Source organism: Paenibacillus sp. FSL R5-0701 (assembly GCF_037973995.1).
GTDB lineage: Bacteria > Bacillota > Bacilli > Paenibacillales > Paenibacillaceae > Paenibacillus.
The window spans coordinates 1,315,236-1,330,797 of record NZ_CP150230.1 but is presented as its reverse complement, the minus strand read 5'-3'; the positions used below and the strand labels follow the sequence as shown (position 1 = coordinate 1,330,797).

10 protein-coding genes are annotated in these 15,562 nt (G+C 48.0%); 2 read left to right on the top strand and 8 right to left on the bottom strand.

The window, feature by feature from the left end; genetic code table 11:
* Nucleotides 1–54: 54 nt before the first annotated feature.
* The 8 genes from MKZ13_RS05945 to MKZ13_RS05910 all read right to left on the bottom strand — a co-directional run bounded on the left by MKZ13_RS05945 (nt 55) and on the right by MKZ13_RS05910 (nt 11,606).
* A complete protein-coding gene (locus tag MKZ13_RS05945; protein WP_221819050.1) occupies nt 55–1,107 on the bottom strand; it encodes a glycoside hydrolase family 18 protein in 1,053 nt (350 codons plus the stop codon).
* 5 nt (nt 1,108–1,112) lie between these two features.
* Nucleotides 1,113–3,746 (bottom strand): transglutaminase domain-containing protein, encoded by a 2,634-nt coding sequence (locus MKZ13_RS05940; protein WP_339182585.1) that lies wholly within the window; start codon nt 3,744–3,746, stop codon nt 1,113–1,115.
* Nucleotides 3,747–3,753: 7 nt separating this feature from the next.
* Nucleotides 3,754–4,776, bottom strand: a complete 1,023-nt coding sequence (locus tag MKZ13_RS05935) for a carbohydrate-binding family 9-like protein (protein ID WP_339182583.1) — start codon at nt 4,774–4,776, stop codon at nt 3,754–3,756.
* Between the two features lie 63 nt (nt 4,777–4,839).
* A complete protein-coding gene (locus MKZ13_RS05930) occupies nt 4,840–6,126 on the bottom strand; it encodes an alpha-L-fucosidase (RefSeq protein ID WP_339182581.1) in 1,287 nt (428 codons plus the stop codon).
* A gap of 49 nt (nt 6,127–6,175) precedes the next feature.
* Nucleotides 6,176–7,771, bottom strand: coding sequence for an extracellular solute-binding protein (locus MKZ13_RS05925; RefSeq protein ID WP_336759224.1), 1,596 nt, complete (start codon nt 7,769–7,771; stop codon nt 6,176–6,178).
* A gap of 41 nt (nt 7,772–7,812) precedes the next feature.
* Complete coding sequence (locus tag MKZ13_RS05920; protein WP_036668765.1) at nt 7,813–8,721, bottom strand: carbohydrate ABC transporter permease; 909 nt, start codon at nt 8,719–8,721, stop codon at nt 7,813–7,815.
* A 15-nt stretch (nt 8,722–8,736) separates the two neighbouring features.
* Entirely contained in the window at nt 8,737–9,708 is a 972-nt protein-coding gene (locus tag MKZ13_RS05915) for an ABC transporter permease subunit (protein WP_339182578.1), read from the bottom strand.
* Nucleotides 9,709–10,682: 974 nt separating this feature from the next.
* Nucleotides 10,683–11,606: an S-layer homology domain-containing protein gene (locus MKZ13_RS05910; RefSeq protein WP_336759222.1), complete on the bottom strand. Its 924-nt coding sequence runs from the start codon at nt 11,604–11,606 to the stop codon at nt 10,683–10,685.
* A gap of 361 nt (nt 11,607–11,967) precedes the next feature.
* On the opposite strand from MKZ13_RS05910, the gene MKZ13_RS05905 reads away from it, so the two are divergent.
* Nucleotides 11,968–13,710, top strand: coding sequence for an ABC transporter ATP-binding protein (locus tag MKZ13_RS05905; protein ID WP_339182574.1), 1,743 nt, complete (start codon nt 11,968–11,970; stop codon nt 13,708–13,710).
* A complete protein-coding gene (locus MKZ13_RS05900; protein ID WP_339182572.1) occupies nt 13,703–15,520 on the top strand; it encodes an ABC transporter ATP-binding protein in 1,818 nt (605 codons plus the stop codon). Before MKZ13_RS05905 ends, MKZ13_RS05900 begins: the two co-directional genes overlap by 8 nt.
* Nucleotides 15,521–15,562 lie beyond the last annotated feature (42 nt).

Genomic DNA, 15,562 nt, shown 5'->3' with positions numbered 1-15,562 from the left:
CCTTCGTATGTTTTTAGTCCGTAGACATAATCTGATTCGTCGCGGCCGGCGGCCTTATCCGATTTTCCCAACCGGAAGATCCTTCAGCCCTTGATGCACTGCACCCAGCAAACGGTGAGTAGGATCACAACCGTACTCCCAGAACATGATTCCGGCCAGACCTTGTTCCTTTACGTAATCACATTTGCAATGGATCGATTCTTCATCATCATAAGATATGAGGCTGGACCCATTAAACAGAAACGGTGCACAGGCTTCCTCATCCCAATAACGGATGTATCCATTCTTGTTGATGTACTTCGCTTCCAGCTCTGCAAATGACGGACCGTAGCCGCCTGTGCTACCAGCCATTTGATGGAGCCCGTGGTTTTGGTCAGGAACCTCATTCCAGATCCGGGAATAGAACGCAGCTCCGATCACAATTTTCTCCTTCGGGACACCAGCGCGAACAAACAGGTTCACGGAAGCATCCGTACTAATTCGAAACAGATCTCCTGTTGGCGTGTACAGATTCGTATGGTGTCCGGTCAGAACCTGAAAACCGCCACGCATATCATAGGTCATCAACTGAACATAGTCCAGGTACTGCTGCACCTCGGCCATCTCTGTACCATCAACGTAGTATTGATCAGCCCCTGCCGCAATGGTGAGCAGATAATGACGGCTATCCTCGGCTCCCTTGGCATCCAGTGACTCCCGAATTGTCTTGAGTAGCAAGGTGAAATTCCGTTTATCATCAGGACTGGATGCGATACCAGCTTCACCATAACAAGGATACTCCCAGTCCAGATCAATCCCGTCAAAAGGGTATTCCTCCAACACCCGGACTGCCGATGCGGCCATGGTGTCCCTCCCCACTTGAGTTGAGGCGGCCTCTGAGAAACCGCCAGCACTCCATCCGCCAACAGACAACAGCACTGTAAGATTCGGATGCTCCCGCTTGATGTTCCGGATCACATGGCCGTTTTTTAAATGCTCGGTGGTGATTGCATCATTTTTGACATGTCCGAAGGCTACGTTCAGATGTGTTAACTTCGACAGATCCTCATGTGCCATATCGGGGAGAACTGAATCAACAGCATAACCCGCAGCAATATATTTGGTCACTCTCTTCACTCCAATCCGTTCGATGATTGAGATATCGCAGCAGCTATCTGCAAGGCTTCCTTTCCCGTACCGATCTTGTAACCGGAAGCCGTATAACGGATTTGATGCTGAGTATCCAGTACAAATAGATGTGGATAACCCGCTTCGTGAGCTGCAGGCTTCGAATTGAAGCCGGACAAGGAAGCATAACTGGAATCTCGTACAAAAACCGTACGTACAGGCAGCTTTGGATAACCAGCAGGGTCAAAGGCAGCGTTCCATTCTGCATCTCCGATTATGAGTACGATTGGTATACCCAGCTTATCCAGCGGCTCTGCCAGCTCGCACAGTTCACGAATCAGATGTTTGCTCGGTTCCCTCTCCGGCTCAATCCAGGCAGCAATGGCACCCTCCGATCCCAGAAGTTCCTCCAGTTCTGCCTCTGAGCCATCCAGACGGGTCAGATTACTTCCTGGTGCCAGTTTACCCAGTACAGGAATATCAACCTCATTCTCACGATAAGACAATACAACTTCAGTGGTATCTCCGGCGCTCACGGTAAAGTAAACAAAGCGTACTTTTGCCGTTCCATCTTTCAGACGAATGCCTGTCGTTAAGCGATAAGCTCCTGCTTCAATCTCGTATGGCTCGCTATAGACATTCGTGCTGCCATAAGGATATATCAACGTCTTGTAGACGCCATCCTCCAGACGGGCAAACGAGAAGTTTTCGAAATAGGATGCTGCAGGTGTATCCTGTGGAGCTTTTATATCCCTATGAAGTTGGAGCATTCCCCAGCTTCTGCTCTCCTGAGTTAGAGGTGAGGTGAGACTAAATACTGCATCCTCCCAGCCTCTGTCACTTAGATACTGTGGTTTCTGTGCGCTCGGATGTAATCGGGCCGGAATACCCAAACTGCGACATACAGCCACAAACAAAATATCCAGCGACTGAGAGTCTCCCTTCATTAGACTATACGTCCCTATTGGATTCCCTTTGCCTTTTAGATTGGGAAGATCTTCATAGTATTCATATTGCTGTTCCAGTATTTGGGCAATTAGCGAGGGATTCTCCCTGAAAGTTGCCGCTTCATCTGCCGAAAAGGCATTCTGGAATACACCTCGATAAGGGGTCAGCATTTCATAGGAAATCCGCGGGCACAAGATGTAGCTCACGAACGTATCTTCCGCCCATGACCCTTGCTGCGAGAGCGCACCGATCAGATGATCGTCCAGCGTCTGACGAAAGGTATCCATTAAATCTTTTTCATTCATCGACTCCAACAACCGGAGCGGCCACTCACCATATGCATTGGAACGTTCCTCCAGAAAAGCTGCGATTTCGCGACTGTTCCCTCGTGCCTTCCGTAGAATGTCCCATACCCGTTCCGAAGGCAGTCCAGCCGAACGAGCCAAAGCAAACGCCTCTTCCTCACTCAGGAATGTACCCTCATATCCACTCCGAATCTTCGTGCCTTCCTCCAGGCGGCGGTTGTGATCCCGGATCTTCTCTTCCGGTAATGCAGTCACTACTTCTCCCTCCCCTTCCGGAGGGGGAACCATATCAAAATCCACGATCCCTGATGGCTGCTCTGACGAGTTCAACACTAGCTCAACATGATCGCTGTCCTGAGCCTTGTATAGGATTTCACTCCACTTGCCGCCGCTGACCGCACGAATCAAAAGGTCGCCATAGCCTGTCTTAAAAGCAGCTTCCCCTTGTGCGTCCGTCCTGATTTCGGCAATCGGATAGAATTCAGCCGAATTGTACAGCTCAAAGCGGACGCTCGCTTCCGGAACGGGCTCTCCCTGCTCATTTTTCACCTTCACATCAATGACTCGCGTAGGCGCATAGTTCTCAAGCAAATTAATTTCCGTATATCCCTTTTCGGAGAGCGTTATATCCTCCGGTCCGGGATAGTCGGCATAGATCCTCGTATTAATCAGCATGGCCCTGCGGGCTGGCGGGCTGAACCACCCTTGGTTCAGACGGGCTTCAGGCTCGCATGCCCCGATGTAGTACCATTGACCATCTGCCCAGGCTTCTACCCAAGCATGGTTACTGTCACAGTGAGCCCAGCGCGGTGTGTAGACCTGACGGGCAGGTATGCCAATGCTGCGAAGAGCGGCCACCGCCAGCGTGGATTCTTCGCCGCATCGGCCACGAGCATTTCGGATCATCGTCAGCGGTGATATCGTACGCAGATCGCTGCCAATATAGGTCGCTTTCTCATGACACCAGTAATTGGTCTCCAGAATGGCATCCGCCATGGATAACTTCGCTGTCCGCTCGGCTAATTCGTCATATATCAAACCGCGGAAATCTTCAATATTCTCCGTATTTATGCGATAAGGCAGTACAAAATGAAGGAACAAATGATCAGGAACGCGTTCTCCCCAAGGCACACGTTTGCGGGTGTCCAAAGCTCGGCGCACATGACTTAAGAACATTTCCCCGTTATAATCAGCCATGTCGTTTACCGGCATATAGGCATAGACATACTTCAGTGCCCATGTCTCTTCTTGCGTTAGCTCCTGCTGAAAAACATGAAACAATTCCGATTTGCGGGCCTCTGCAAAACGTACCTTCTCCTGGAACTTCTGCTCGATCCTCTCCAATGACTGTGCATCAAGGGAAAATACCAAGGTTTGGCTGGTCATAGCGTTCTCACTCCTTCCACAGCTTTCCGTCTTCCCGAATACAGATCAAGGCCGTTCCGTCCGAAGATGGCGCAGTAATCTGGAACAGGCTGCGGGTCGTTTCAATAACAGGCTCACAGCTCCACGATTCCTCACCCATAAGCAGCTTCACATCCTGTGTAAATTCACCATGGGTTTCATAATAATTGCGTTCACGGTAATAGAGCTTGCGAAGCTCCCATTTGATTCGTTCGTCTTCCGTCAACTCAAACGAATGATCCGTTCCGTCATCCGAGAATACAACATAACCCCATAACTCCGGGTAATGCATATTGATAATCCCCATAGGTGACCACACCCAGTTGTCCTCCGGATAAGGTTTACCCGTATCTGGATTCAGCACCTTGCGGTACTCACCGTCCTGTACCTCGGTTTGCCACTCCACACGCGAGAAGTTGACACGCCAGAACTCACCCGGCGCAGGTGGACGGTTTCCTTCGGCACATTCCTTTAGACTGGCCCAGGGAATCGCAACTTCCACGCTCCATTTCCGGTTCTCTGCACCAGGTCTGTTCAGTTCCCCATCGATATATACGGCCGTCTTGAGACCGTTGATATCCCAACCGTTAACCGGAGGCCCACCATCCCGATAAGGCTTCACTAATAACAGGTCCCATACCGTATTGAGCGCATTGATCTCGAACTCATAATATTGATGGGAATCCCCGTCGGGATCGATGAAAATTTCAAAGTCATTGTCATAAAAAATAACGGAATCACGTTCAGTCAGGGTAGCCCAGATCTGATCTTCAATCAGCTCGGCAGCAAAATAGAAATAGTCGTCATCCCACAGCATTTTTACCCGTGTCTGTTTCTCTGGCTTCGGACGAAGATCACCTTCGATATCAACGAAATCCTCCGTCCAATGAGCCGCATTCCAAAATGCCTTATCCACACGACCGTCTAACACCAACGGTTCCTGCGCACGCTTGCATATATAATGTTTGGGAGCATACTCAATCCTGGGTTCTGGCACTCCACTTCTGTTCATCTCACTCTCTCCAATTCGTAGGGGAGGGCATGCCTCTACCAGCACACACCCTCCCCGTAATGGTTAGTTATGGGTGACAACAGCTCCAGAGCCGCCGTACATTTCCAGCTCCTCATCGAATTCAAGCTTATGAACGGTCACCTGTTCATGCGTGTCCTCCGGGGTCATCTTGATCCACGTTGTCCCCGGGACATTGAACCAAGGCACGCCCCCATGAATCTCATGATTCAGCTCTTTGCCCGAATGTAGCACGGTAATTTTCTTGATCGGATTGCAGAGACCCTTGATGCACACATTCTCTTTTGGATCGTCATACACAAACAGATACAGCGTCTTTCGATCCTCGGATACGGTGCTTCCCCCCAGATAATAGCGAGGCATAATGCCTTCACCCGTACCGAAGACGGCCTCTTCATGGGTTCGGATCCATGCTCCCAGCCCAAGCAGAATATCCTCCTGCCTCTGATCGATGGTGCCATCTTCACGCGGACCGATATCCAGCAACATATTACCGCCCATCGAAATGCAGTCACAGAACATTCGAATGATCTGATTTAACGATTTGTATTTATGATCGGTTGGCACATAACCCCATGATGTGTTGATCGTGGTGCAGAATTCCCAGGGTCCCTCCGGTCTTGTGATCGGAATGCCTTGCTCAGGCGTTTTGTAATCCCCATAACCCTGCAGACGGGAGTTAATGATAATATCCGGATTGAAAGATTGCAGGTAACGCTTGAACTCCGGCAGATTCCACTGCTGGGCACTCCGTTCCCAGTCCCCATCAAACCACAGCAGATCCACCTTTCCGTAATTTGTTAAAATCTCTCCCAGTTGGTGGTTATTGAATTGCAGGAACTTCTGCCACTTTACCTGATCCTGAACGCCGTCCACAGGACTTGAATGCCGGTTGACTCTGCTGAGATCCTCGGGTACTTTTCCACCTTCATACACGCTAGGATAATCCGGGTGTGACCAATCAATCAGTGAGTAATACATCCCCAGATGAATGCCCTTTTCCCGAATCGCTTCCGCATATTCCTTCACAATGTCACGATTCGCTGGTGTCTGTTTGACAACATTGAGGTCACTATATTGCGTATCCCATAACGCAACGCCGTCATGATGCTTCGTTGTTAATACGGCATACCGAGCTCCAGACTTTTCAATCAAGTCGGCCCACTTCTCCGCGTTGAATTCCGATGCCGTAAAACCGTCCAACTGCTTCATATAATCTTCATAGGACACCCTTCCGTTATAGAAGGACCATGATTCCGCAACCCCGTCTACAGCATAGATGCCATAGTGGATGAATATCCCCAGCTTGGCTTCTTCAAACCATTTCTGCATAGCTGTCCACACCTCTTTCGAGAGTCCTTATCTGTGAAAAATCTTTAGGTCATTCTCCAGTATTCCAGCGGTCATATGCCCCCTGATACAGTTCGATGATACGGTCACTGCCCATTTTCTTCATCTGTGCAGTGTACTTATCCCAGTTCTCAAGCGGTTCCTGACCGGTCACAAACTTCGCTTCCATCTGTTTGACGTACGTATCCAGGTCAGACAATAGAGCGGTTGCTTCGCTTTGCTCTTCATTCGTCAGATAAACGTTAGGAAATGGTGCTTTTCCGATAGGTACCAACTTCTCTTGATTCTGCTGGTCAATCCACTCATCAAATTCGGTGCGTAGCCCCTTCGCTACATCCGGATCATTAATACCCGGTGTCAGGATACCAAAGTTCGGCGTGATTTTACCCCGGTATTCCTCACGATCACCGCCGCCAGGAACAGGGAGCCACTCTTTCACGTGATTTTCCTTGTCTTTGAATTTCCACAGCACACCTTCTGGACCTTGATTGAACAGTGTCGCACCTTCATAGCTGTATAAGTAATCGATCCATCGCATCGTCGCCTCGGGTGACGGGTTGCTGCTTGTAATAGCAAAGGTACCGCGAGCCGACATCCCCGGATGCTTGCCGTACACTGGAGAGTCTGCCACCTCGCTCTTCACGGGTGTCATCAGCGGATGATCCGTGCTAGGTTCACCACCAAGCGTGAAGTATGGATGGTAATCGTTGAACAGTGCAAGTTTGTTGCTTTCACCTTTAGCTTTTTTCTGATCACCTGTTTGAGAGAAGGTCTCGTGATCCAGCAAGTCTTCCTTCCACAAGCGGTTCATGAATGTAAGATAACCTTTGTAGCCTTCTTCTTGATAAGGATAGTGAACTTTTCCGTCTTTATCGGAATAGATGCCTTCGTTGTACATTCCCCAGAAGCCGAAGAAAAACATGCGAAGATCATCCAGTTTTACAGAAGTAAGCGGTATTTCATCTTGCTGGCCATTGCCATTAGGGTCTTCTTCTTTTACACGCTTAAGATACGTATACAATTCTTCCGTAGTCTTGGGCTCTTCTACGTTAAGTGCCTTCAAGAATTCCCCGTTGTACCACATTGGGCCTCTATACCACACGGCCGCTTTATCAATGAATGGGAGTGCATACATATGCCCATCAGGTGTTGTAAATGATTTGCGGACATCCGGGTTCTCATCGAGGATCTTTTTGATATTGGGTGCATAACCTTCGTCAATGTATTTTTCCAACGGAATCAGAATGCCCTGGCTACCATAAGTCACCTGCTCAGCTGGCTTGAGGTCTGCAGCATAGAACATATCTGGCAAGTCCCCGCTCGCGAAAACCAGATTTTTCTTCGTTTCAAAGCTATCGATTGGTGAGAGCTGGTACTCCAGCTTGATGCCCGACAGTTTCTCCATTTCTTGCAGCACAGGCATGGTGCTCCAGTCGGCTACGCCCGCATCCTGGGACATGACCTTCAACGTTAGTGTTTTGTCTACAATGGGGAAACCTTCTTTTTTGACCCCTTCTACTTTGGAGGTCGTGCTTCCGTCTTCATTGGTTGAACCACAAGCTGCAAGCAATGTTGCGAATAAGGTGAGACAGAGTGTAATGGATGAAGCCTTACGAAGCTTTTTCATGACAACAACTCCCCTTGTTTAATGTGGTATATGGATTAAGATCATCCCTTAACGGAACCGATCATAACACCCTGTACAAAGTAACGCTGTAGGAACGGATAGACTGCAATAACCGGAAGGGTGGCAACAATAATGACGGCATATTTAACCAGTGCAGCGATCTCCGCTTTGGTATTCATCGCCGTTGCTGAAGACGTATCGATAGCGCCTCCCCCTTGAGCCGCCATTTCCTGAAGCACCAGAATCTGGCGCAGAAAGAGCTGCAGCGGGTACTTGGAAGAATCATTCAGATAGATCATGGCACTAAAATAGCTGTTCCAGTGTCCGACTCCATAGAAGAGCGCCATCACTGCAATGATTGGCATGGAAAGCGGGAGCACAATCTTGATGAACAACCGGGTGTTGGTACACCCATCAATATGCGCCGCTTCCTGTAACTCCTTGGGAATGGTCGATTGGAAGAACGTCCGGCATACGATAATATTCCATATGGATGCAGCTCCAGGCAGAATAAGTGCCCACATGCTGTTCACCATACCAAGATCCTTAACGAGCAGGTAACTTGGGACAAGCCCTCCGCCGAAGAACATCGTTACCATAAACATCGCCATGAAGAATCCACGTCCCACAAAGTCCGAGCGGCTGAGCGCATAGGCTGCGGGTAGTGTAACAATCAGGTTAACGATGGTGCCTACAACGGTATAGATGATCGTGTTTTTGTACCCAATCCAGATGTTGGTGTTCTCAAACACCCGGGCATAACCTTCAAAAGTAATGCCTTTGGGTAGCAGCCACATCTCACCGGAGGCTACATATTTGGGATCACTGATTGAAGCACTGATGATGTATAACAGCGGATACAGCACAATGACGAGCGCTACCGTCAGATAGATGTAATTGCACAATAAGAACAATTTATCACTTCTGCTTTCTTTCACAGCGGATGACATGTGTATTCCCTCCTTTTACCATAGGCTGTTTTCACTGGTGCGGCGTGCAATCTGATTCACGGTAATAAGCAGAATTGCATTCACTACGGAGTTGAACAATCCCACCGCCGTAGAGAAACTGTACTGCGCATCGACCAGACCGGACCGATAGACAAATGTTGAGATGACATCGGACGAGCCCATGTTCAGCGGATTTTGCAGCAACAGGATTTTCTCGAATCCGACGCCCAGAATACTGCCCATATTCAGAATTAACAAGATGGTGATTGTAGGGATGATCGCTGGAATGTTAATATGCAAAATCCGTTTAAACCGGCTCGCACCATCTACCACAGCCGCTTCATGCAGTTGCGGGTCCACACCCGATAGAGCGGCAAGGTATATAATGGTGCCCCAGCCTGCACTTTGCCAGACTCCTGACAGAACATACACTGTCTTGAACCACGCAGGGTCCGTCAGGAATTGAGGTGACTGAAATCCAAGGGCCTGTACCAAATTGACAATCATGCCTGACGATGGTGATAAAAAGGTAATGATCATCCCCGACATGACAACGACCGAAATAAAATGCGGTGCATACGTGACGGTCTGTACGGTACGTTTGAAAAAGGAGTCCTTTACTTCATTGAACGCTAACGCCAGAATAATCGGCAGCGGAAAACCTATAGCCAGCTCATACAAGCTGATGCTAAGAGTATTCCATAGTAAATCCCAGAAATAATAAGAATTGAAGAAACGGATGAAATGATCGAATCCGACCCATGGGCTTCCCGTGACACCAAGCGTTGGGATAAAGTTTTTAAATGCAATTTGTATGCCGTACATCGGACCATAATGAAATATCAGAAAATATAGAAAGGCTGGCGCGATAAACAAATACAACTCCCAGTTTCGAATCATCCTTCTCCATAATTTATTTTTCTTGCTGTTCGGAATCGTGTTTACCGCTAAGTTTTGCGTCGAGGGAGACTCCCCATTTAGCTGCATCAGTTGTTTCCTCCTTTTATAATGAAAATCCGGCCGTTTGTGAGGAAGAGCCCAGCACACCTGTTTAAATATAAGGAAGGATTTCCGAACCGTTTCCATGACGAGCAACTCTGTTCCCCTTCCTATTTGGTAACGCTTACATACTGAGTTTATGGATCATTCTCTAATTCGTAAATATGCCATTTCTATCTTCACTCTTAAAATCACGGAATATACTGTTATAACGGGGGTTTACACTTTTGTTATCAGCTTGTCATTGTCATTTTGGGGAAGTAAAACATGTAGAATTTGACCCTTATCCCTCCTTTAGATGTCATTTGGAGTTGTATCCTACGAACTTGGAAAGATGTTAGATCTAAACGGAGGTTAGAAAACAGGCCTTAAAGTCAAAACCCACATACTTACCTGACCAGGGTGTTCATGTCTAAACGCACATACTGCAGGGAAAGCCACTTAAATGTTAAATCGAAGTGTAATATTATCTTCCATATACCTATCGCATATTACATGCCAGTAATTGGCTTGCCCTTATTTTATAATTCTCCTCCCTCTTTCGTATATATGTTGTTTTTATCTTTGCCTATAGGATACATGAATGCCTGTAAACACTGGGAATATCGAGTCGTATATGTAGATTTTGCACAAGGCTTGTAAACTGGGTCCGGTGAGTTATTTGGAAAAAGACCATAATGTAAGCCGCTACGATAACACAATTTAGCTATATAACCTTAACAAATACCCATTATATATTTCATAGATTATATATTTATGTTAATAAACATAACACAAATGATTTATAAAACTTCATAAAGTGTAATTTAAATTATCATACAAAAGAAAAGTTGTCATGTAACCCGACTGAGATGTTCACTTCAACTCAAATGAAAAACCCACCTTCCATACATATATGGAAGGTGGGTTTGAGGATACATATCCGTTTAATCAGCGTTTAGTTTGTATGGTTTGCAGTGAATTTACTTACCAGAAGGTTGAGCTTCTGCCGTATATCCCGTTGGGATATCCGTTTCTGCGGTCACATTTGTGATAACCATCGGATACATCATGTCTGGATCAGGTTGAATAATGGAGTAAAGCACGATAGCGCGTCCATCCTTCTCCAATTTTACATCATCAATCTTCAATCCATAACCAGGGTGTGGCATTTCAGCACTGAGTTTAACTTTGGTTGTTTTGTCATCAACCTTCGTCGTTGTTACTTCAGGTACAATCGCTTGTTGGCCTTCACCTGGATTAGTTGGAGCTGGCTCTGCCGAGCCGCCATTGCCGTGTTTATCCACAAATTCAAGTGCATTGAAGATCATGCTTGCAGCCTCCATACGGGTAAGCGACTGATCTGGACGGAAGTTACCGTCCTTATCCAGTTCAATGATGTTCATGTTCAGCAGGTTCTGGACTGCAGATATGGCGTCCTTACCGATTTTATTTTCGTCCTTAACAAGATTATACTTCATGATGACCGGATAATTCCCGGTTGTGTTAATCCCTTCATGTAGCAAAATGACAAACAGTTCACGCGTCATCTTGCCCTGCGGGTTCACTTCAACCGGAATGGACAGTCCATTCTGAGTAGCGGCTTGAACAGCGTCAGCATACCAAGTGTCCGGACTGATTTTATTCTGAGCGGATGCTTCCGCAAATTCATTTTTCAGACCAAATGCATTCACAATCAGTTGAACACCCTGTGGCTCGGACAATGCAAGATCTGGACGGAACAGATCCGCTGTTACTCCGTTAACAATGCCTTTTGATTTCAATGAATCGACAACCGACTTCTGCCCTTCATCTTTCACATCTGAAAACGCGAGTACCGATGCACCTCCTGCTGTCAAAGAAACGCAGAGCGCAAGTGTTGCAGCCAATCCTCTTTTATGTTTCATTTCCTGGCACCTCCATATGTTTAGTAAAGCCTATTTGTTACCTCTTCATTCCTACAGACGGGGTATCCCTAGAAAATGTTTCAGTAATTTCGACATCTGGTGAATACAACACGAGAACACGGCATACAACTCTTCTCCGCTGTCACTAATCGGGGCCACCTGCTATTGCTAACTGGCTTCGTTGACATCCCATCGGATTAGCGCAAAAATAAGAATAGAGAAATCCATCGGATGACGGATAAACAACGAACTGGATCGCATACAGTAAGAGGGCACGACGCGCTAATAACAGGTGTCGGCCCTTTTCTTGACTCCACCTGCCTGAACTGACTTCACCTATAACAAAAGGAGAACAACGCTTATGTCCAAGAAAGGATTACTTCGCGGTTATGTTGTGTCGAACTGGCCTGTTTATCTGGTTGCTGTTCTTCTGATCATCGCCTCCAATGTCGGGCAAGCATCCCTGCCCCGCATACTCGGCAGCTTCACGGATCAGTTGATGCAGAACTCTCTTCAGATGCAGACGGTCGTAAGGTACAGCCTGTCCCTTCTGGCTATTGCCATCGGGTATAATCTGCTGTTCGGTACCGGGCAATTCATGATTATGAAGCTGGGTCGACGCTTCGAATTCATGACACGTGAGCGTATATTCAGTAAGTTTTCCGAACTTAGTGAGCACTATTTCTCCAAACAGGGAAACGGAAAGCTGCTCAGTTATGTCATGAATGACGTGACTTCCGTCCGTGAAGCGATATCCAATGGCGTAACGCTTATGACCAATGCTACTTTCCTGCTGTTATCCTGCATAGTCATGATGCTGCTTAGCGGGATTCCACTGACGCTCATTCTGATCAGTGTTGTGCCCTTGTTGGCGATTCCATTTCTGGTCGTGTTTTTCGGTCCGCGAATTCGCAAGCGCTCTCGTGACGTACAAGAGGCCCTTGCGACCATGACGGAGTCCGCAGAAGAACAACTGGGTGGTATTCGCGTAACCAAGACATTTGCCATCGAAGACAGTGCCCGTGAACGTTTTGGAACCACCGTCGATGCGATCAAAAGCAAACAGCTGCGGCTTGTCCGCCTGTCTTCCCTGTTTCAGGCAATGCTCCCGCTGCTGGGAGCGATCTCATTGGTTGTTTCCCTTCTTGTCGGAGGTATTATGACCATGCAGAATTCTATTACACTCGGGAGTTTTGTCGCCTTAACCTTATATCTGCGCATTATTATGGGACCGCTTCAACAGATCGGCAATGTTATTAATACCGTTCAGCGCTCAGGCGCATCACTGGAGCGGGTAAATGACCTGCTCAGCGAAGTAGCGGATGTACGTGAACTCCCTGAAGCCACAGCGCTCCAAACCGTACAAGATATCACCATGGAGAATCTAACCTTCTCCTATCCAGGCAGTTCATCTCCTGCTCTCAAAAACATTCAACTCCATATCCGTGCCGGGCGAACGGTCGGTATTGTAGGCAAGACCGGCTCAGGTAAAAGTACCCTCGTTAAGCTATTGCTGCGTACATATGAACCACCTGAAGGAACAATTCGCATCAATGGTACCGATATTCGGCAGCTGTCGCTGGAAAGTCTAAGAACGCGCATCGCCTATGTCCCTCAGGATGGATTCCTGTTTAGTACCACCATCCGGGATAACATCGCATTCAGCGACCGGGAAGTATCGCTGGATACGGTGGAACATAGTGCACGGCAAGCCATGATCTATGACAATATTGTCCGTTTTCCTGATCGCTTCGATACACTGCTTGGCGAACGTGGACTCACCTTGTCTGGTGGACAACGTCAGCGAACCAGCCTTGCAAGAGGACTGATCAAACAAGCACAGTTACTTATTCTGGATGACAGTATGAGCGCGGTTGATGCCGTCACGGAGAGTGGTATTCTGCGCAGTTTGCGCGAGATCGGCAAGGGCAAGACTACATTAATCATCTCTCACCGCATCAGCGCAGTCCGTCATGCCGACGATATTATCGTTCTGGATGAAGGGCGAGTTGCTGAACAGGGAACACATGCTCAGCTGATGGCTGCCAAGGGATTATATGCGGCCACCTACCGTTTGCAGGAGGAGGGATTACATCATGTCTAACGCTAACGCTGAACTTCACCCAGATGCAGAAGACGATCAGAGTAAACGAACTTCGTTTAAGGCGATGATGGCATACGCCAAACCGCATAAATGGGCTTTTGCCGGTATCTTCTTCTGTTCACTGCTTGGCATATCGGCAGATCTGCTGCAACCCTATCTGGTGAAGATCGCCATCGATGATCATCTGGCCGTGGGCCAGACCAGTGTGGGCTTTCTCGTTCAGCTCGCAGCCATCTTTCTCGGGCTGGCTGTCATCAGTTTTATTTTTACCTATATCCAGAATAATCTGTTGCAGCACGTAGGACAGAACATTGTATCCCGGATCAGAAAGGACCTGTTCAAGCATATCTCCAAGATGTCCATGTCCTTCTTTGACCGTTTTCATATCGGCAGTCTGGTCACAAACGTATCCAGTGATACGGAGACCATCAGCAGCTTTTTCACTCAAGTACTACTCAGTCTGATTCGAGATGGTATGATGCTGGTGCTCATTATCGTCTTTATGTTCCAACTTGATCCTGTGCTGGCGACATACTCCCTGATCGTTCTGCCTGTCATTGCGGTGGTTGCGGTATTATTCCGTAGTCGACTGCGGAAAGCTTATCAAAATGCGCGTACCCGGCTTTCCCGTCTGATCGCATTTACGGCGGAGAACTTGTCCGGCATGTTCCTGATTCAGGCTTTTCACCAGGAGGAAGAACAGAAGAAACGTTTCTCGGAACAGAATGCGCTCCATCTAAAAGCCAACATTGCGCAAGCTCGTTCCAATGTCATATTCAACCGGACGTTTGATATCCTTGGCAATGCGGCTCTGGTCATGATGGTCTGGCTTGGAGGTCGCGCCGTACTGGGTGAGTCCCTGCAAGTCGGGGTATTATATGCGTTTATCAGCTATATTCGTCAGTTCTTTCAACCGATTAACCAGATTACGATGCAATGGAATACATTCCAGTCCACGACCGTATCGATGGATCGCATCTGGAACATTCTGAATACACGGCCTGAAGTTGCCGATCCCAAACCCGGGATGGCCTCCTCGCTTGAACCACAAAATGTGATGGGCCAGATTGATTTTAATGATGTGTCGTTTGGTTATCGGGCTGACCGGCCCTTGATCCAACAGATGAACCTGCACCTCTACCCGGGTGAAATGGTAGGTATCGTGGGCACAACAGGCGCTGGCAAAAGCACACTGATCTCCCTGCTCAATCGCTTCTATGATGTAGACAAGGGCAGTATCGAGATTGATGGTACCGATATCCGGCATCTGCCGCAGGCTAAGCTTCATCGGATCGTCGGTCTGATTCAACAGGAACCCTTCCTGTTCTCCGGTTCCATTATTGATAATGTGAGGATGTTTCGTGAGGATATTACGCGAGAGCAGGCAATTGAGGCCTGCCGATTTGTCGGAGCACATGCGATGATTTCACGTTTGCCTCAAGGATATGATACGCATCTATCCGAACGCGGAAGCGGACTGTCCGCCGGGGAGCGGCAGTTGATCTCATTTGCCCGGATTGTGGTGTTCCAGCCCCGCGTGCTCATCCTGGATGAGGCAACCGCCAATCTGGACTCACACACGGAACAGCTTGTGCAGCAGGCGCTGGAATCGGTATCCCATGGACGCACCACCATTGTCATTGCTCATCGTCTGTCCACGGTGATGCATGCTGATCGAATTCTGGTGATGGAGAATGGTGAGATTGTGGAGGAAGGACCGCACCAGGAACTAATCGCAGCCAAAGGTGTATATGCAGACTTGTACACCCATGCGCGTGATGCAGGTAAAAATTCAGCTATATCAGGGTAATGAACCTGAGTTATAGTAGATAGAGAACGTTGAACATGCCGC

Bases quoted from the DNA above. Each gene is read 5' to 3' on its own strand.
- MKZ13_RS05925 (WP_336759224.1), bottom strand. From the start codon at position 7,771: ATGAAAAAGCTTCGTAAGGCTTCATCCATTACACTCTGTCTCACCTTA.
- MKZ13_RS05900 (WP_339182572.1), top strand. From the start codon at position 13,703: ATGTCTAACGCTAACGCTGAACTTCACCCAGATGCAGAAGACGATCAG.
- MKZ13_RS05940 (WP_339182585.1), bottom strand. From the start codon at position 3,746: ATGACCAGCCAAACCTTGGTATTTTCCCTTGATGCACAGTCATTGGAG.
- MKZ13_RS05920 (WP_036668765.1), bottom strand. From the start codon at position 8,721: ATGTCATCCGCTGTGAAAGAAAGCAGAAGTGATAAATTGTTCTTATTG.
- MKZ13_RS05905 (WP_339182574.1), top strand. From the start codon at position 11,968: ATGTCCAAGAAAGGATTACTTCGCGGTTATGTTGTGTCGAACTGGCCT.
- MKZ13_RS05910 (WP_336759222.1), bottom strand. From the start codon at position 11,606: ATGAAACATAAAAGAGGATTGGCTGCAACACTTGCGCTCTGCGTTTCT.
- MKZ13_RS05935 (WP_339182583.1), bottom strand. From the start codon at position 4,776: ATGAACAGAAGTGGAGTGCCAGAACCCAGGATTGAGTATGCTCCCAAA.
- MKZ13_RS05930 (WP_339182581.1), bottom strand. From the start codon at position 6,126: ATGCAGAAATGGTTTGAAGAAGCCAAGCTGGGGATATTCATCCACTAT.
- MKZ13_RS05915 (WP_339182578.1), bottom strand. From the start codon at position 9,708: ATGCAGCTAAATGGGGAGTCTCCCTCGACGCAAAACTTAGCGGTAAAC.